This window comes from Burkholderia sp. SIMBA_062, assembly GCF_046534765.1.
GTDB classification, from domain to species: Bacteria; Pseudomonadota; Gammaproteobacteria; order Burkholderiales; family Burkholderiaceae; genus Burkholderia; species Burkholderia ambifaria.
In genome coordinates this window covers 32,858-50,748 of sequence record NZ_JAWRYD010000004.1, presented here as the reverse complement: position 1 = coordinate 50,748, position 17,891 = coordinate 32,858, and the positions used below count along the sequence as shown (strand labels likewise).

The 17,891-nt window shown below is 69.0% G+C and carries 15 protein-coding genes; 6 read left to right on the top strand and 9 right to left on the bottom strand.

What is annotated here, in order from left to right; genetic code table 11:
* Positions 1–113 precede the first annotated feature (113 nt).
* The 5 genes from SB786_RS05200 to SB786_RS05180 form a co-directional block, all read right to left on the bottom strand.
* Complete coding sequence (locus SB786_RS05200; protein WP_410726519.1) at positions 114–1,079, bottom strand: 2-hydroxyacid dehydrogenase; 966 nt, start codon at positions 1,077–1,079, stop codon at positions 114–116.
* Positions 1,080–1,084: 5 nt separating this feature from the next.
* On the bottom strand, positions 1,085–2,365 hold the full coding sequence (locus tag SB786_RS05195) for an MFS transporter (RefSeq protein ID WP_006762032.1): 1,281 nt from the start codon (positions 2,363–2,365) through the stop codon (positions 1,085–1,087).
* A gap of 160 nt (positions 2,366–2,525) precedes the next feature.
* Complete coding sequence (locus SB786_RS05190) at positions 2,526–3,518, bottom strand: sugar kinase (protein ID WP_410726517.1); 993 nt, start codon at positions 3,516–3,518, stop codon at positions 2,526–2,528.
* A 28-nt stretch (positions 3,519–3,546) separates the two neighbouring features.
* On the bottom strand, positions 3,547–4,311 hold the full coding sequence (locus SB786_RS05185) for a sugar phosphate isomerase/epimerase family protein (RefSeq protein WP_410726515.1): 765 nt from the start codon (positions 4,309–4,311) through the stop codon (positions 3,547–3,549).
* Positions 4,312–4,474: 163 nt separating this feature from the next.
* Positions 4,475–5,368 (bottom strand): LysR family transcriptional regulator, encoded by an 894-nt coding sequence (locus SB786_RS05180; protein ID WP_410726513.1) that lies wholly within the window; start codon positions 5,366–5,368, stop codon positions 4,475–4,477.
* 113 nt (positions 5,369–5,481) lie between these two features.
* Between SB786_RS05180 and SB786_RS05175 the strand changes: the two genes are divergently transcribed.
* Both SB786_RS05175 and SB786_RS05170 read left to right on the top strand, forming a co-directional pair.
* Positions 5,482–6,558 (top strand): YeiH family protein, encoded by a 1,077-nt coding sequence (locus SB786_RS05175; RefSeq protein ID WP_410726511.1) that lies wholly within the window; start codon positions 5,482–5,484, stop codon positions 6,556–6,558.
* Between the two features lie 115 nt (positions 6,559–6,673).
* Complete coding sequence (locus tag SB786_RS05170; RefSeq protein WP_410726509.1) at positions 6,674–8,407, top strand: ClcB-like voltage-gated chloride channel protein; 1,734 nt, start codon at positions 6,674–6,676, stop codon at positions 8,405–8,407.
* Between the two features lie 72 nt (positions 8,408–8,479).
* On the opposite strand, the gene SB786_RS05165 is transcribed toward SB786_RS05170, so the two are convergent.
* Complete coding sequence (locus SB786_RS05165; protein WP_410726507.1) at positions 8,480–9,100, bottom strand: TetR/AcrR family transcriptional regulator; 621 nt, start codon at positions 9,098–9,100, stop codon at positions 8,480–8,482.
* Between the two features lie 191 nt (positions 9,101–9,291).
* Here SB786_RS05165 and SB786_RS05160 point away from each other — a divergent pair, with 191 nt between their 5' ends.
* The 4 genes from SB786_RS05160 to SB786_RS05145 all read left to right on the top strand — a co-directional run bounded on the left by SB786_RS05160 (position 9,292) and on the right by SB786_RS05145 (position 16,291).
* Positions 9,292–10,401 (top strand): efflux RND transporter periplasmic adaptor subunit, encoded by a 1,110-nt coding sequence (locus SB786_RS05160; RefSeq protein ID WP_410726505.1) that lies wholly within the window; start codon positions 9,292–9,294, stop codon positions 10,399–10,401.
* On the top strand, positions 10,398–13,538 hold the full coding sequence (locus SB786_RS05155) for an efflux RND transporter permease subunit (RefSeq protein ID WP_410726503.1): 3,141 nt from the start codon (positions 10,398–10,400) through the stop codon (positions 13,536–13,538). The genes SB786_RS05160 and SB786_RS05155 overlap by 4 nt, the downstream gene beginning before the upstream one ends.
* Before the next feature lie 2 nt (positions 13,539–13,540).
* The gene (locus tag SB786_RS05150) at positions 13,541–15,136 is read left to right on the top strand and encodes an efflux transporter outer membrane subunit (protein WP_410726501.1); all 1,596 of its coding nucleotides are present in this window, start codon (positions 13,541–13,543) and stop codon (positions 15,134–15,136) included.
* A gap of 123 nt (positions 15,137–15,259) precedes the next feature.
* Positions 15,260–16,291 (top strand): MerR family transcriptional regulator, encoded by a 1,032-nt coding sequence (locus tag SB786_RS05145; RefSeq protein WP_410726499.1) that lies wholly within the window; start codon positions 15,260–15,262, stop codon positions 16,289–16,291.
* Positions 16,292–16,348: 57 nt separating this feature from the next.
* Here the strand turns inward: SB786_RS05145 and SB786_RS05140 are convergent, their stop codons facing one another.
* From SB786_RS05140 to SB786_RS05130, 3 genes are read right to left on the bottom strand one after another with little or no spacing between them, the layout of a single operon-like run.
* Complete coding sequence (locus tag SB786_RS05140; protein WP_410726497.1) at positions 16,349–17,056, bottom strand: hypothetical protein; 708 nt, start codon at positions 17,054–17,056, stop codon at positions 16,349–16,351.
* The gene (locus tag SB786_RS05135; RefSeq protein ID WP_011656947.1) at positions 17,031–17,255 is read right to left on the bottom strand and encodes a helix-turn-helix domain-containing protein; all 225 of its coding nucleotides are present in this window, start codon (positions 17,253–17,255) and stop codon (positions 17,031–17,033) included. Before SB786_RS05135 ends, SB786_RS05140 begins: the two co-directional genes overlap by 26 nt.
* An 8-nt stretch (positions 17,256–17,263) precedes the next feature.
* Positions 17,264–17,824 (bottom strand): DUF2975 domain-containing protein, encoded by a 561-nt coding sequence (locus SB786_RS05130; RefSeq protein WP_138847669.1) that lies wholly within the window; start codon positions 17,822–17,824, stop codon positions 17,264–17,266.
* Between the last annotated feature and the right edge of the window lie 67 nt (positions 17,825–17,891).

Sequence of the window (17,891 nt, the reverse complement as noted above, 5' to 3'; positions counted from 1 at the left end):
GCGTGGCCGGGTCATCGATGCAACGAGCGGGCGATCATAACGCAGCCTGCCCTCCCGCACCAAGATCATCGACTCTAACCGCGCCTGCAGCCCCGCCCGCCAGCCAGCGCCGCTCAAGCGTGCGCGAGCGCGTCGGGATTGACGAGATTCGTGCGCAGCGTGCCGGCCAGCGCGCTGACCAGGTTTTCCGCGGCGCAGCGCGCCATCGCATGGCGCGTCTCGTGCGTCGCCGAGCCGATATGCGGCAGCGCGACCACGTTGTTCATCCGCAGCAGCGGCGAATCCGCCGGCAACGGCTCCTTCTCGAACACGTCGAGCCCCGCGCCGCGGATCGTGCCCGCGCGCAGCGCGTCGATCAGTGCGGCCTCGTCGACCACCGGCCCGCGCGACGCGTTGATCAGGATCGCGCCGCGCTTCATCTTCGTGAATTCGGCCGCGCCGATCAGATGATGCGTTTGCGGCGACAGCGGCACCTGCAGGCACACGAAATCCGACTGCGCGAGCAACTCGTCGAGCGTCACGCGGCGCGCGCCGTACTGCGTCTCGGCTTCGGCGTGCGCGGAACGGTTCGTGTACAGCACCTGCATCCGGAAACCGAGCGCCGCGCGGCGCGCGACGGCGCCGCCGATCCGCCCGAGCCCGACGATGCCGAGCGTCTTGCCCTGCACGTCGGTGCCGTACAGATCGGGGCCGATGCTGCGATGCCAGTGGCCGGCCTTCACCCACTCCGCCAGTTCGACCACGCGCCGCGCGGACGCCAGGATCAGCGAGAACACGGTGTCGGCGGTCGACTCGGTCAGCACGTCGGGCGTATGCGCGAGCACGATCCCGCGCCGCGTGAGATCCGCGACGTCGAAGTTGTCGTAGCCGACCGAAATCGTCGACCAGGCCTTCAGCCTCGGCGCGCGATCGAGCATCTGCGGCGTAACCTTCAGGCTCGCGCCGATCGCGCCGTGCGCGTCGCCCAACGCGTCGGCGAGCGCGTCGGGGCCGTCGGCCGGCACGACCTCCGCATGCTCGCGCAGGTACGCGAGAACATCATCGGGCAATGGCTTGTACGCGACGATACGAGGCTTCATTGTTGTCATTTTCCTTGCAGCGGCGCCGCGAGCGAGTGCGCATCGCGCGCCTGGGGTTTGACGGACAGCGTGAGGATCACGGCGGCGACGAGCGCGGCGCTCATGAACGCATACGACGCGACGGGCGACCCGGTCGCACCGTTCAGGTAGCCGACGAAATACGAGCCGACGAACGAGCCGAGCGCGCCCATGCTGTTGATCAGCGCCATCGCGCCGCCGGCGACGTTCTTCGGCAGCAGTTCCGGGACGATCGCGAAGAACGGGCCGTACGGCGCGTACATCGCGGCGCCCGCGACGACCAACAGCGCATACGAGATCCAGAAATGCGACGAGCCGAGCGCATACGACGCGGCGAACGCGGCCGCCCCGATCAGCAGGAACGGCCATACGAAGCCGCGGCGCGAGCCGACCTTGTCGGACGCCCACGACGCAACCAGCATCGCGATCGTCGCCGCGAGGTACGGCAGCGCCGACAGCCAGCCGGTCGCGACCATCCCGAGCTCGGACCCGTTCTTCACGATCGACGGCAGCCACAGCACGAAGCCGTACACGCCGATGCTCCAGCAGAAGTACTGCGCGCACAGCTTGATCACGGCCGGCGAACGGAACGCCTCGCCGTAATTGCGCACGGGCTTGATCGCCGCCTGCTCGGCCGCGAGCGCGGCGTCGAGGTCGCGCTTTTCCTGCGCGGTGAGCCACGGCGAATCGGCCGGCTTGTCCTGCACGAGGAACCACCAGCACACGGCCCAGATCACGGCCGGCGCGCCTTCGGCGATGAACATGTGGCGCCAGCCGAATTCGTGGACCAGATAGCCCGACACGATCGACATCCACAGCACGGTGACGGGGTTGCCGAGGATCAGGAACGTGTTCGCGCGCGAGCGCTCGCTCTTCGTGAACCAGTTGCTGATGTAGATCAGCATCGCCGGCATCACGGCCGCCTCGACCACGCCGAGCACGAAGCGGATCACCATCAGCGACGGGATGTCGGCGACCACGCCCGTGAGCGCCGCGCACGCCCCCCACAGCACGAGGCTGACGAACACGAGCTTCTTGACGCTGCGACGCTCCGCATAGATCGCGCCCGGAATCTGGAAGAAGAAGTAGCCGAGGAAGAACAGCGCACCGATCAGCGACGACAGACCCTTGCTGATCCCGAGGTCCTGGTTGATGCCGGCCGCCGCCGCGAACCCGTAGTTCGCGCGATCGAGGTAGGCAAGGCTGTAGGTAATGAAGACGATCGGCATGATCGTCCACCAGCGTCGGACTGCGAGATTGGCTGCCATCAGAATGTCTCCTAGATAGGTTGGAGTGGCGAGTCGCCTGGCTCCGCTCCCGTCCTGTCGGGAATCGACCGGCCTCGGCGTCTGGTCGCCTCGTCCGGCCTCATGCAAAACCGTGCGTGAAGCACGAAATGGGTCCGCGGATTGTGCCGTGTCCGGCCTCTCATTGCGCGGTGACGGTTTCCTCTAAGCGATCGGCGCGATTGCTGACGTTTTCGAGTTGATCGAGTGCCGCACGGGTCGGCAGGCCTTCCGAATCGCCGATCACCTGGATCGCGAGCGCCCCGATGCGGTTGCCGCGCGCGACAGCCTGCTCGACGCAGCGCCCTTCCAGCAGCGCGCTGACCACGCCGACCGCGAAGCCGTCGCCGGCGCCGACCGTGTCGACCACCTTCGCGACACGCTCGCCCGCCACCGTGCCCGCGCGGCCGTCGGCCGTGCGGAAATACGCGCCTTCGGGGCCCAGCTTGATCACCACGCCGCGTGCGCCGCGTGCCAGATAGAAGCCCGCGATGTCGGCCGGCGTGTCGTGCCCGGTGAGCTGCCGCCCTTCGGCGAGCCCCGGCAGCACCCAGTCCGCGAGCGTCGCGAGCGCGTTCAGCGTCTTCGCCATCACGTCGGCGGACGGCCACAGGGTCGGGCGCAGGTTCGGGTCGAACGAGATCGTCTTGCCGGCCGCGCGCATTTCGCGCGCCAACTGGAACGCGAGCTCGCACGACGTCGCGGAGATCGCCGGCGCGACGCCCGTCAGGTGCAGGTGCCGCGCGCCGAGCACGTAATCGGCGACGTAGTCGTCGCACGACAGGTGGCTCGCGGCCGAGCCCTTGCGGAAATATTCGACGCTCGGGTCGCTGCCGTCGTCGTTGCGCGACTTCAGCTGGAAGCCGGTCGGATAGCGCGGATCGACGGTCACGCACGACGCGTCGATGCCTTCGCGCGCGAGCGTGTCGAGCACGTAGCTGCCGAACGAATCGCGGCCGACCCGGCTCATCCAGCCGACCCGGAAACCGAGCCGCGACAGGCCGATCGCGACGTTCAGGTCCGCGCCCGCGATCCGCTTCGTGAATTGCGCGGCGTGCGCGAGGTGGCACGGCTCGGCGGCGACGAACATCGCCATCGCTTCGCCGTAGGTCACGACATCGAGTGCTGCTTTCATGAGTGCATTCCTCCGTATCCTTCCGGCGTCACGCGGCGGCGAGCCACGCGACGCGCCGCCCGGCATCGCCCGCCAGGTCGGCCGCATCGAACGGGAACTCGATGCCGCGCGGCACCGCTTGCGGCAGCGCCGCGAGCACGCCCGTGACGAGCGGATCGCCCGGCGCGGGCGCCGCCGCGAAGCGGCGCGCGCCGTCGCCCACGACGGCCTTGCAATGAATGTATTCCACATGCGGCGCGAGCGCGTGCGCGCACGCGAGCGGCGCTTCGCCCGGCCACTGCCAGTTGCCGATGTCGAACGTCATGCCGAGTGCATCGGGCGTGCCGGCTTCGGCGAGCGCATCGAACAGCCCGCGGAACTGCGCGAGCGCACCGCCCACCGGCAGTTGGCCGTTCTCGACCACCACGCGGGCACGCGCACCGCGCGACAGCGCAACGATTTGCGCCGCATGCGCGTCGCCGGCAAAGCCGCCGAGCTGGAACTTGACGAAGCGCGCGCCGAGCGCATCGGCGTGCGCGAGCGTGTCGCGCAGCGCGTCGGCGTCGAGCGTGCCGGCTTCCGTGTACAACGTGGCCGGCGTCGAATAGACCGACCACAGCCCGTGTGCGGAGAGTGCCGTGCCGAGCTCGGCCAGCGCGGCGGGCGTTGCGTCGTCGTCGGATGCGAACAGCTCGCGGCGCACCTCGAAGCCGGTCGCGCCGGACGCCGCCGTGGTCGCGAGAAATGCTCGGTGGCCCTCCTGGCGCACCCGGTCCATCCCGAATGCACTCGCCACGATCACGATGTCTGCCATTTCTGCCCTTTTTTACCGGAATGGAACCGGTTCCATGTGCTTGAGACGGATGGTGCGCTTCGCTGTGGGTGCGCACCATAGAGGAAATCCCTAAGGCCGGCCACCGCGCGAATCCGATGGGCCGCGCACCTGCGTGCGGCGTTCCGGGCAAGGGTTCGGCGCCTTATCCGGCGTCGTACGTAAGGCTCATGTCGAGGAACCGGGCGGCCACGCGCGACGGCGCGGCGCCGTGCGGCACCAGGATCGAGAAATGGCGCGTGAGCGGCGCCGGGGCCAGCGAACGCGGCACGAGCGTCGCCTGCTCGTGACGCAGCGACATCGCGGACACGAACCCGACGCCCATCCCCGCGCGCACGGCCTCCTTCACGGCCTCGACGCCCGCGATCTCGAACGCGACGCGCATCGGCGCGCCGCCGTGCGCGAACGCGCGTTCGACGAGCTGGCGCACGCCGGAGCCCTCCTCGCGCAGCACGAGCGGATGCGCGGCGAGTGCGTCGAGCGTGACGCCGGCTTCGTACTCGGGCGCGGCGAGCGGATGCCCGGCCGGCACGACCGCGACGATCTCGTCCTCGTGCCACGCATGCACGGCGGTGCCGGGCGGCAGCGCCTCGCCGGGCGGCCCTTCGATCATCGCGATGTCGAGCGACGCGAGCGCGGCGACCACGTCGGCCGTATTGCCGCTCATCGTCTGGATCGTCACCCGCGGCACGCGCGGCTGGAACGCCGCGATCAGGTACGGCAGCAGGTAGCTGGCCGGCGTCGTGCTCGCGCCGATTCGCAGCGTGCCGGCGTCGAGCCCGCGCACCGCGTCGCGAAACGCGCGCGCCTGCGCGAACGTGTCGCGCTGCGCCCTGGCGTACTCCGCGAGCTGTTCGCCGACCGGCGTCAGACGGATGCCGCGCCCGTCGCGCTGGTACAGCAGCTCGCCGAATTCGTCCTGCAGCAGGCGCAACTGGCCCGACACGGCCGGCTGCGACAGATGCAGCGCCACGGCAGCGCGGCTGATGTTCAGATGTTCGGCGACGGCCGCGAACGTTATCAGTTGGTCCGGGGTCATGGAGGTGAATTATCGGCTTTCCGGATAGTTTACGTCACAAATCACAATTTTTCATATCGATATATCCAAATTAGGATTAAGCCATCGCAACCTGCTTCGCCACGGTGCCCCACATGTCCACTGCCCCGACTGCCCCTCTCAGCCACGCCGCGCCGTCGATGCGCGGCCAGTTGAACGGCGTGCTGTTCGTCGCGCTGTTCGCCGCCGCCGTCACGAGCCTGTCGCAACTGCCGGCGATCGCCGGGCTCGGCCTGTCGCCGCTGATCGTCGGGATCGTCGCCGGCGCGTTGTACGGCAACGCGCTGCGCGATGGCATGCCCGCGAGCTGGGCGGCCGGCGTCAATTTTTCCGCGCGCAAGCTGCTGCGCATCGCGGTCGCGTTCTTCGGCTTGCGCGTGAGCCTGCAGGAAATCGCGCAGGTCGGCCTGCCGGGCCTGACGGTATCGGTGCTGGTGGTCGTCAGCACGCTCGTGATCGGTACCTGGGTCGGCATGAAGGTGATGAAGCTCGATCGCGACGCGGCGCTGCTGACCGCCGCCGGCAGCGCGATCTGCGGCGCGGCCGCCGTGCTCGCGTTCGAGTCGACGCTGCAGTCGAAGCCGCACCAGAGCGCGATGGCCGTGGGCAGCGTGGTGCTGTTCGGCACGCTGTCGATGTTCCTGTACCCGCTCGCGTATCACGCCGGCCTGCTCGGTCTCGACCCGACCGGCCTCGGCCTGTTCTTCGGCGGCACGATCCACGAGGTCGCACAGGTGGTCGGCGCGGCGAGCGACATCAGCCCGCAGGTCACGCACGTCGCGACCATCGTGAAGATGACCCGCGTGATGCTGCTGGTGCCGGTGCTGCTCGCGCTCGGCTGGTGGCTCGCCCGCTCCGCCCGCTCGGCCAGCGCGAGCGCCGACGGCGCGCACGGCAAGCGCAAGGTGGCGGTGCCGTGGTTCGCGCTCGGCTTCCTCGGCTTCGTGATCGTCAATTCGCTGAACGTGCTGCCCGCCGACGTCACGCATACGCTGAACCTGCTCGACACCTTCGCGCTGACCATGGCAATGACCGCGCTCGGCATCGAGACCCGCGTGTCGCAGATCCGCGAGGCCGGCCCGCGCGCCCTGACCACCGGCCTGATCCTGTACGTCTGGCTGATCGCCGGCGGTTACGGGATCACCTGGGCCGTGCAGCGCTGCGTTGGCTGAGCCGCGCGCCCACGCCGCGACACGCGCCGCGCCCGACGGAAAGGTCCCGCGGGCGCGGCGCAGTGCTATGCTTCGCGTCGTTTTCCTTCGCCCTCTTCATCAATCTCTTTCAGCCGTGCTCTCGTTCCTGCTGAAGCTGCGCACTCGCGCCCAGACGCTGTTCCGCCTGTCGGACGCCCATACGATGCTGATCTGGTCGGCTGTCGTCGGCGTCGGCGGCGCCTTCGCCACCATGACGTTCCGCGAAGGCATCGACCTGATGCAGCACCTGATCTCCGGGCACAGCGGCAGCTTCGTGCAGATGGCGAGAAGCCTGCCGTGGTACGTGCGCTTCTGGATGCCGGCCGCGGGCGGCTTCCTGGCCGGCTGCGTGCTGCTGCTCGCGACGCGCGGCGACAGCAACGCCGGCAAGACCGACTACATGGAAGCCGTCGCGCTCGGCGACGGCGTCGTGCCCGTGCGCCAGAGCCTGTGGCGCAGCGTGTCGTCGCTGCTGACGATCGGCAGCGGCGGCTCGATCGGCCGCGAAGGCCCGATGGTGCAGCTCGCGGCGCTCGCCGCGTCGCTGGTCGGCCGCTTCGTGCACTTCGACCCGCCGCGCCTGCGCCTGCTCGTCGCATGCGGCGCGGCGGCCGGCATCACGTCCGCGTACAACGCGCCGATCGCCGGCGCGTTCTTCATCTCCGAAATCGTGCTCGGCACGATCGCGATGGAGAGCTTCGGGCCGATGGTCGTCGCCTCGGTCGTCGCGAACATCGTGATGCGGGAATTCGCCGGCTACCGGCCGCCGTACGAGATGCCCGTGTTCCCGGCCGTGACGGGCCCCGAGGTGCTGCTGTTCGTCGTGCTCGGCGCGCTGTGCGGCGTGCTCGCGCCGCAGTTCCTGCATCTGCTCGATGCATCGAAGAACCAGTTCAAGCGGCTGCCCGTGCCGCTGCCGGTGCGGCTTGCGCTCGGCGGCCTCGTGGTCGGCGTGATCTCGGTGTGGATTCCGGACGTGTGGGGCAACGGCTACAGCGTCGTGAACCACATCCTGCATGCGCCGTGGACCTGGCAGGCGCTCGTCGCCGTGCTGGTGTTCAAGGTGATCGCGACCGCCGCGACGGCCGGCTCGGGCGCGGTCGGCGGCGTGTTCACGCCGACGCTGTTCGTCGGCGCCGTGTTCGGCTCGCTGTTCGGCCTCGCGATGAACGCGCTGTGGCCCGGCCACACGTCCGCGTACTTCGCGTATGCGATGGTCGGAATGGGCGCGTTCATGGCCGGCGCCACGCAGGCGCCGCTGATGGCGATCCTGATGATCTTCGAGATGACGCTGAGCTATCAGGTCGTGCTGCCGCTGCTGGTGTCGTGCGTGTTCGCATATTTCGTCGCGCGCGCGACCGGCACGACGTCGATGTACGAGATCACGCTGCGCCACCACCAGGACGCGCAGGAGCGCCTGCGGCTGCGCACCACGCAGATGCGCGAACTGATCCAGCCCGCGCAGACGGTCGTGCCGCTCACCGCGAGCGTCGCCGACATGACGCGCGTGTTTCTCGAATATCCGGTGAAGTATCTGTACGTGACCGACGACGCCGGGCGCTTCCGCGGCGCGGTCGCATTGAAGGACATCACGTCCGACCTGCTCGACAAGCGCGACACGACCGACAAGACGGCCGCGCACTACGCGCACACGCCGTTTCCGCTGCTCACGCCCGACATGCCGCTCGCGACCGCGCTCGAACGCTTCATGGCGTTTCAGGGCGAACGGCTGCCGGTGATCGAAAGCGAAGCCGAGCCGACGCTCGCGGGGGTCGTCTACAAGACGTCGCTGCTCGACGCGTACCGGCGCATGACCGGCGAGCGCTGACGGTCAAGGTGCGCGGCGCGCGGTGCGGCGCCGCCGCATCCCCGATCGCCGCGCCGCCCGCCGCCCGAGCATTCAGCCCGGCGCGCGACCCAGCACGACCCGTGCGAAGAACCCCGCCAGCACCGCTTCGGCCGCATCGGCCGACACGTGCTGCGGATCGGCCGTGTAGTACGACTGCACGCCGTCGCACAGGCACATCAGCCCGAACGCGAGCGTGTCGGCCGGCAGCAGCAGCGGCGTGCCCGCACGCTCGGCGAAGCGCTGGATGAACTCGGCCATCTGCAGCCGCTTGCCGTGCAGGAACTGGTTGAAGCGCACGCGAAACTTCGCGTCGCGCGCCGCTTGCAGCTTCGCCTCGCCCCACAGCAGCGAATACTCGTCGTCGCGAAACAGCGTCCGGTAGTACGCGAGCGCCATCGACTCCATCTGCTCGCGCGGCCCGCCTTCCTCGAAGATCGCCTCGAAATCGGCCCGCACCGAATCATGGTCGCGCTCGAGCAGCTCGAGCAGCAGATCCGACTTGCTGCGGAAATTCGAGTAGAACGCGCCGCGCGTATAGCCGGCGGCGGCCGCGATGTCCTCGACGCTCGCGGCGACATAGCCTTTCTTCAGAAAAATCCGGTGCGCGGCTTTCAGCAGACGTTCGCGCGTCTGATCCCGGCTCTGCTCGCGAGTTAAGCGCTGTGGTTTCATGGCGCGCAGTCTAGCATCAACCCCCTTTCGGATTCATCTTTGCATTCAGATACAGGTGTGTATTAGAATTCGCCGCAGTTTCCGAACGACTTCGTTCGGCACTGTCCGTGCGCGCCGGGCCGGCGCCACTCGGGGCAAGCGCCCGCCGCGCTTGCCGGCTTCGCTCCGCTGTCACCTGATCTGGGGGTTTCGTGAATCGCTCCGGTTCCCGCGCCGTGCTGCTGATCGGCACCGCGCTCGTCCTTGCCGCCTGTCACCCGAAGGAAGCCGCGCCGCCCGCGCCGCGCCCGGTCGTCGCGCTGCCCGCGCACGCCGACGGCGTCGCGGTCGCGGCCACGCTGCCCGGCGAGATCCAGCCACGTTATGCGACGCCGCTGTCGTTCCGCATCGCGGGCAAGATCGTCGAGCGCAAGGTGCGGCTCGGCGATACGGTCAAGGCCGGCCAGGTCGTCGCGCTGCTCGATCCGTCCGACGTCGAGAAGAATGCCGCGAGTGCGCAGGCGCAGTTCGATGCCGCGACGCACAGCCTCGCGTTCGCGAAGCAGCAGCTCGAGCGCGACCGTGCGCAAGCGCGCGAGAACCTGATCGCGACCGCGCAGCTCGAACAGACCCAGAACAGCTACACGTCGGCGCTCGCGCAGCGCGACCAGGCGCAGCAGCAGCTCGCGCTCGCGAAAAACCAACTCCGCTATGCGACGCTCGTCGCCGATCACGCGGGCACCATCACCGCGGAACAGGCCGACACTGGCCAAAACGTATCGGCCGGCCAGGCCGTCTACCAGCTCGCGTGGTCGGGCGACGTCGACGTCGTCAGCGACGTGCCCGAGGCCGCGCTCGCGCAGCTCACGCCCGGTCATGCGGCGAGTGTCACGCTGCCGTCGCTGCCGGGCCGTCAGTTCGCCGCGAAGGTGCGCGAGATCGCGCCAGCCGCCGATCCGCAGAGCCGCACCTATCGCGTAAAGCTCACGCTCGCCGCGCCCGATCCGGCCGTGCGCCTCGGGATGACCACGAACGTCGCGTTCGACGGCGCACCGGTTGCCGGCAACGCGCCGAGCATCACGCTGCCCGCGACCGCGCTGTTCCACGACGGCCCGCATCCGGCCGTGTGGGTCGTGCGCACGAAAGACGACACGCTCGAACTGCGCCGCGTGGACGTCGCGCGCTTCAACGAACGCACCGTCACCGTGTCGCACGGGCTGCAGCCTGACGAACGCGTCGTGCTGCAGGGCGTGCATACGGTCAGCGCGGGCGAGAAGGTGCGGCCGGTCGCGCCGCTGCACCCGCAGGACTTCGCGTCATGAGCGGCCCCCGCGAAGAAGGCCGGTTCAACCTGTCGGCATGGGCGCTGCGCCACCAGGCGCTGGTCGTCTACCTGATCGCGCTCGCGACGCTCGCGGGCATCCTCGCGTACACGCGGCTCGCGCAATCCGAAGACCCGCCATTCACGTTCCGCGTGATGGTGATCCGCACGTTCTGGCCCGGCGCGAGCGCGCGGCAGGTGCAGGAACAGGTGACCGACCGGATCGGCCGCAAGCTGCAGGAAACCCCGGCCATCGACTTCCTGCGCAGCTATTCGCGGCCCGGCGAATCGCTGATCTTCTTCACGATGAAGGACGCGGCGCCCGTGAAGGACGTGCCCGAGACCTGGTATCAAATCCGCAAGAAGGTCGGCGACATCGGCTATACGCTGCCGCCCGGCGTGCAGGGCCCGTTCTTCAACGACGAATTCGGCGACGTCTACACCAACATCTGGACGCTCGAAGGCGACGGCTTCACGCCCGCGCAGCTCCACGACTATGCGGACCAGTTGCGCACCGTGCTGTTGCGCGTGCCGGGCGTCGGCAAGGTCGACTACTTCGGCGACCCCGACCAGCGGATCTTCATCGAGGCCGACAACACGCAGCTCACGCGCCTCGGCATCTCGCCGCAGCAGCTCGGGCAGGCCATCAACGCGCAGAACGACATCTCGTCGGCCGGCGTGCTGACGACCGCCGACGATCGCGTGTTCGTGCGGCCGAGCGGCCAGTTCGACAACGTCGCGGCGATCGCCGACACGCTGATCCGGATCAACGGCCGCACGTTCCGGCTCGGCGATCTCGCGACGGTGAAGCGCGGCTATGACGATCCGGTCGTCACGCAGATGCGCGCAAACGGCCATGCCGTGCTCGGCATCGGCGTGACGATGCAGCCGGGCGGCGACGTGATCCGGCTCGGCAAGGCGCTCGATGCCGAATCGAAGAACCTGCAGGCGCAGCTGCCGGCGGGCCTCAAGCTGACGCTGGTGTCGAGCATGCCGCACGCGGTCGCGCATTCGGTCGACGATTTCCTGGAAGCCGTCGCCGAAGCCGTCGCGATCGTGCTGGTCGTGAGCCTCGTGTCGCTCGGCCTGCGCACCGGGATGGTCGTCGTGATCTCGATTCCGGTCGTGCTCGCCGTGACCGCCCTCTTCATGTACCTGTTCGACATCGGGCTGCACAAGGTGTCGCTCGGCACGCTGGTGCTCGCGCTCGGGCTGCTCGTCGACGACGCGATCATCGCGGTCGAGATGATGGCCGTGAAGCTCGAGCAGGGCTACAGCCGCGCGCGCGCCGCCGCGTTCGCGTACACGAGCACCGCATTCCCGATGCTGACGGGCACGCTCGTCACGGTGTCGGGCTTCCTGCCGATCGCGCTCGCCAAGTCGAGCACCGGCGAGTACACGCGCTCGATCTTCGAAGTGTCGGCGATCGCGCTGATCGCGTCGTGGTTCGCGGCCGTCGTGCTGATCCCGCTGCTCGGCTATCACCTGCTGCCCGAGCGCAAGAAGCACGCGCACGAAGCCCACCTGCCGGACGATCACGAGCACGACATCTACGACACGCGTTTCTACACGCGGCTACGCGGCTGGGTCGAGTGGTGCATCGAGCGGCGCTTCGTCGTGCTGCTGATCACCGGCGCCCTCTTCATCGTCGCGCTGATGGGCTTCTCGCTCGTGCCGCAGCAGTTCTTCCCGAGCTCGGATCGTCCCGAGCTGCTCGTGGACGTGCGATTGCCCGAAGGCGCGTCGTTCGCGGCGACGCTGCGCGAAACCGAGCGCCTCGAGAAAATACTCGACAAGCGGCCCGAGATCGATCATTCGGTGAACTTCGTCGGCAGCGGCGCGCCGCGCTTCTACCTGCCGCTCGACCAGCAGCTGCAGTTGCCGAACTTCGCGCAGTTCGTCGTCACCGCGAAATCGGTCAAGGATCGCGAGAAGCTCGCCACCTGGCTCGAAACCACGCTGCGCGACCAGTTCCCGGCCGTGCGCTGGCGCCTGTCGCGGCTCGAGAACGGCCCGCCCGTCGGCTACCCCGTGCAGTTCCGCGTGAGCGGCGACGACATCGCGACGGTGCGCTCGATCGCCGAGAAGGTCGCGGCGACGATGCGCGGCGACGCGCGCACGCTGAACGTGCAGTTCGACTGGGACGAGCCGGCCGAGCGCTCGGTGCGCTTCGAGCTCGACCAGAAGAAGGCGCGCGAGCTGAACGTGACGTCGCAGGACGTGTCGAGCTTCCTCGCGATGACGCTGTCCGGCACGATCGTCACGCAGTATCGCGAGCGCGACAAGCTGATCGCGGTCGACCTGCGCGCCCCGCGGGCGGACCGTGTCGACCCGGCGAAGCTCGCGGGCCTCGCGCTGCCGACGCCGAACGGCCCCGTGCCGCTCGGCTCGCTCGGCCGCTTCACGCCGGCACTCGAATACGGCGTGGTGTGGGAGCGCGACCGCCAGCCGACGATCACCGTGCAGTCCGACGTACGGGCCGGCGCGCAGGGCATCGACGTCACGCATGCGATCGACGGCAAGCTGAATACGTTGCGCGCGCAACTGCCGGTCGGCTACCAGATCAACATTGGCGGGTCGGTCGAGGAAAGCGCGAAAGCGCAGGCGTCGATCAACGCGCAGATGCCGCTGATGGCGATCGCCGTGTTCACGCTGCTGATGATCCAGCTGCAGAGCTTCTCGCGCGTGCTGATGGTCGTGCTGACCGCGCCGCTCGGGCTGATCGGCGTGGTCGGCACGCTGCTGCTGTTCGGCCAGCCGTTCGGCTTCGTCGCGATGCTCGGCGTGATCGCGATGTTCGGCATCATCATGCGCAACTCGGTGATTCTGGTCGACCAGATCGAGCAGGACATCGCGGCCGGCCACGGACGCCTCGACGCGATCGTCGGCGCGACCGTGCGGCGCTTCCGTCCGATCACGCTGACGGCCGCGGCCGCCGTGCTCGCGCTGATCCCGCTGTTGCGCTCGAACTTCTTCGGGCCGATGGCGACCGCGCTGATGGGCGGGATCACGAGCGCGACCGTGCTGACGCTGTTCTACCTGCCCGCGCTGTACGCCGCGTGGTTCCGCGTGAAGCGCGACGAACGCGACCCGCACGAACCACGCGACGGCACGCCTGCCGCGCCGTCGGGAGCCTGACCATGGAACTGTCGATGAACCTGAAAACGAAGGCCGCGCGGGCGCTCGCGGCCGCGAGCCTCGCCGGGCCGCTCGCCGGCTGCGCATGGTTCGCGCCGAGCGGCGAGCCGCCCGCGATGCCGTCGCCCGCGCATTACGGCGCCACGCCCCAAGTGCAGCAGACGGTATCCGCGCAAGGCGTCGCGCAGCAGTTCGAGGTCGGCGCGCAGCCGGTGCCTGACTGGTGGAAGCAGTACCGTTCCGATGCGCTGAGTGCGCTCGTCGACGAAGGGCTGCGCAACAGCCCGACGCTCGGCGCGGCGTCGCATTCGCTGGATGCCGCGCGCGAGCAGTTGCGCGCGCAGATCGGCAGCTCGATGCTGCCGTCGATCGACGCGGGCGCCCAGGCCACGCGCCAGCGCGCGCTCGGCGTGCCGATTCCCGCGCTCGGCGCACCGACGCTGCTGTACGACACGTTCGTCGGGCAATTGCAGGCGAGCTACACGGTCGACCTGTTCGGCGTGTCGCGCTTCGGGAACCGCGCGCTCGCGAAACGCGTCGACGTCAGTGCGTTCCAGCTCGAATCCGCACGGCGCGCGCTGGCCGCGAACATCGTCACCGCGTCGATCACCGTGGCGGTGCTCAACGCGCAGATCGACACGACCGAGCGGCTCGTCGCGCTCGCGAACGAGCAGGCGCACGACGCCGAACGCCGCCATGCGCTCGGTTCGGCATCGCGCAGCGACGCGCTGAATGCACGGCAAAGCGCCGATACGTTCGCCGCGAGCCTGCCCGCATTGCGCCAGCAACGCGACTCGGCCCGCCATGCGCTCGCGGTGCTGGTGGGCCGCACGCCCGACCGGCCGCCGGCCGATCTCGCGCTCGCCGATCTGCATCTGCCCGAGCAGGTGCCGGTGGTCGTGCCGTCGGACCTGCTGCAAAGCCGACCGGACATCCAGGCCGCCGACGCCGGGCTGAAGGCCGCCGCGGCCGAAGTCGGCCTCGCGACCGCGCAGATGTTCCCGCAACTGTCGCTGTCGGCGGCGATGGGTAAAGGCGGCTTCAGCTGGCCGACGATGCTGTCGGGCGCCGGCTCGATCTGGAACGTCGGCGCGTCGCTGAGCCAGCCGATCTTCCACGGCGGTGCGCTGCTCGCCCAGCGCCGCGCGGCGAAGGCGACCTACGAGGCCGCGGTCGACCAGTACAAGCAGGCCGTGCTCGGCGCGTTCCAGAACGTCGCCGATTCGCTCGCGGCGCTCGAGCACGATGCCGAGGCGCTCGACGCGTCGTCGCGCGCCTCGCTGTCGGCGCGCGGCGCGTACGACGACGCGGCCGCCCGCGTGCGGCTCGGCGCGCTGCCCCCGTCGGCCGCGCGCGCCAGCGAACTGCAGTACCGCAATGCGCGGCTCGACGAGCTTCGCGCGACCGGCGCACGGTTCGCGGATACCGCGCGGCTTTACCAGGCGATGGGCACGCCGCAGGTCGACGGCAACGGCAACGGCAAGACCGGGAAAGCCGATACGGCCGGCCATCCCGGCAACGCGGCTCACGACGCCCCCGACGACGCCGCCACCCAGGCGCGCACGGCCGCGCCCGACGCGCCGCCGTCACCGCAATAACGCAGGTTTCCTTCAGGCGCACGGCGCGCGGAGCCATCCCGCGCGCCGATCCGCGATCTTTCGCTTGACCCTCACGTAGCGTAACGTTCGAGACTCCAGTGTGCGCACCAAACGGAGGAACGAATGCGACTGAAAGTGGGAGAACTGGCGAAACGCAGCGGGCTGACCGTCCGCACGCTTCATCACTATCACGCAATCGGTCTGCTGACGCCTTCGGCGCGCGCCGACAACGGCTACCGGCTGTACGACCGCCACGACATCGCCCGGCTCCACCAGATCCAGGCGTTGCGTCGCTTCGGACTGTCGCTCGCCGAAATCGGCGACCACCTGAACCAGCCCGGCACCACTCCGCTCGTCGAGCTCGTCGCGAAGCAGATCGCGCTGCTCGACCGTCAGCTCGCGCAGACCGCGCAGCTACGCGAGCGGCTCGTGAGCCTGCACGCCCAGCTCGCGGCGGGCACGGAGCCGGAACTGGCCGATTGGCTCACCACACTGGAGTTGATGACCGTGTACGACAAATATTTCTCCGAGGAAGAACTCGCGCGCATGCCGATGTACCAGAAGAGCCAGGCGGGCGACGCGGAATGGATTGCGCTCATCGACGAGGTCCGTGCGCTGTACGACGCGGGCGTGCCGCCCGAGGACGAGCGCGTCCGCGCGCTCGCCGCGCGCTGGATGGCATTGCTCGTGCGCGACACGAACAACGACCCGCGGCTGCTCGCGAAGCTGAACCTGATGCACGAACGCGAACCGGCGATGCAGTCGAAGCTCGGCATTTCGACCGCGCTGCGCGACTATGTGCTGCGCGCGACGGCGGAGTCGAAAATGCGGATTTTCGAGAAGTATCTCGCGCCGGACGAGATCCGCTTCATGCGGACGCACTACGGCGAACGTGCGATGGAATGGCCGCAACTGATGGCCGATGTGCGCGACGCGATCGACGCGGGCGCGACGCCCGATTCGCCGCAAGGCCGCGCGCTCGCGCAGCGCTGGCTCGATCTGTTCTGCAGCTACGCGGGCCACGATCCGGCCACGCACGCGAAATTTCGCCATGCGCTGATGAAGGAGCCGGTGCTGACGAAGGATTCGTGGACCGACGACACGCTGCTCGGTTTCGTCCGCGACGCGATGGCGCAGCTTGTGCCTGCGCGCTGAGCGTGTTGAGCGCATGAAGGTGCGGGCGGCACGCGGGTTTCCCGCATGCCGCCCGTTTCACCATTTGCAGCCGGTGTCCCGAACCGCATCCAGTGCGAGCATCGGCAACGCGAGCAGGCCCGCGCCCGAATAGGCGTGCCGGCAGTCGGCGCGACGGGCGTCCGACATGCCGTCGGCCAGTCTCGCGCCGACGGGGTCGCGGCTCGCAGCCGAGCCGCCGGACGACGCGCCCAATGCACCGACGGCCGCCTGCGCCGGACTGCGCGCCGCCGCATGCCGCGAGCCGATTGCATCGAGATCGCGGCGCCAGTCGAGGTCGGGGCTGGATGCGGTCTCGGAGTGATTTTCAAATCGGTTTGCGATTGCGCCGGCAGGTGTCTCGCGTGGCCGATGCGAAACGCCCGCCACCTCCGAAGTCGACCGCATCGTCATGCGCGACGTTGCAACCGCGGCGGATCGTTTGGTCGATCGCACGGCGCGCTCGACTCCGCCCTCACCCACGACCGGGCCGATTCGCCCGGCGTCGCGCGCGCGCCCTCCGGGCAGGGGCCGCGCGGGAATCAGCTCGACACGCAGCGTGATCCGGGGCGGCGCCCCGGCTTTCAGGCCGGTAGCCGTCGATGCCTGTTGCAGCACGAACCATCCGAGCAGGTGAATCGATACGGAGACTGCGGCGGCCAGCGCGACGATGCGCGGGCGACGGCACCCCGCCGTCTCGGCACGTCGCGGCGGCGCTGTGTCAGTCCGGCTCGCCGACACCGTCATCGCTGAACGCGAGCAGGTCGCCGGGCTGGCAGTCGAGATAGCGGCAGATGGCCTCGAGCGTCGCGAAGCGGATGCCCTTCACCTTGCCCTGCTTGAGCAGCGACAGATTCTGTTCGGTGATGCCGACGGCGGCCGCCAGATCCTTCGAGCGCACCTTGCGCGTCGCGAGCATCACATCGAGCCTGACTACGATCGTCATCGCGCGCCTCAGACGAATTGCCGATGCTCGGCGTCGAGCTCGCTCGCCTGCCGGAGAATGTGCGCGATGACCGCGATGCACGCCGCGGTGAACAGCGCGACCACGTACGGCAAGCTGAAGCCGATGCTGACCACATGGTGGCCGACCGGTTCGCGCAGCGTCGCCCACATGCTCAGCAGCGGCTCGCACAACAGGCTCAGCAACACCCACAGGCCGATCGCACGCCCCGTTTTGCCGAGGTGGCCGGCCGCCTGCACGGAGAAGTAGTCGCGACGCGCATAGGTGCGGAACAGCGCGCGCAGATGCCGCAGGCCGTTCGCGAGCGCAATCAGCGGCACGCTCGACAGCAGGATGCCGACGGCCTTCTGCCACCACGGGAAGGCGGCGACGTCCACGCGCAGGTTCGAGATCACCGAATCGGTGAGGCCGAACACGAGGCCGGGCCCGGAGGCCCCGTTCAGTGACGGAAACGCCCAGCACGCGGCGTTGAGCACCAGCATGCCGACGATGAACCCCAGCGTGACGGTGGCCATCTGCTGGCTGATACGGGCAATGCGATCGGAATGCATGAGAAATCCTCGACGTCGAATGAACGAGCGTCGATTGTACGTCGATAGTTATCGTAAAACGATAATT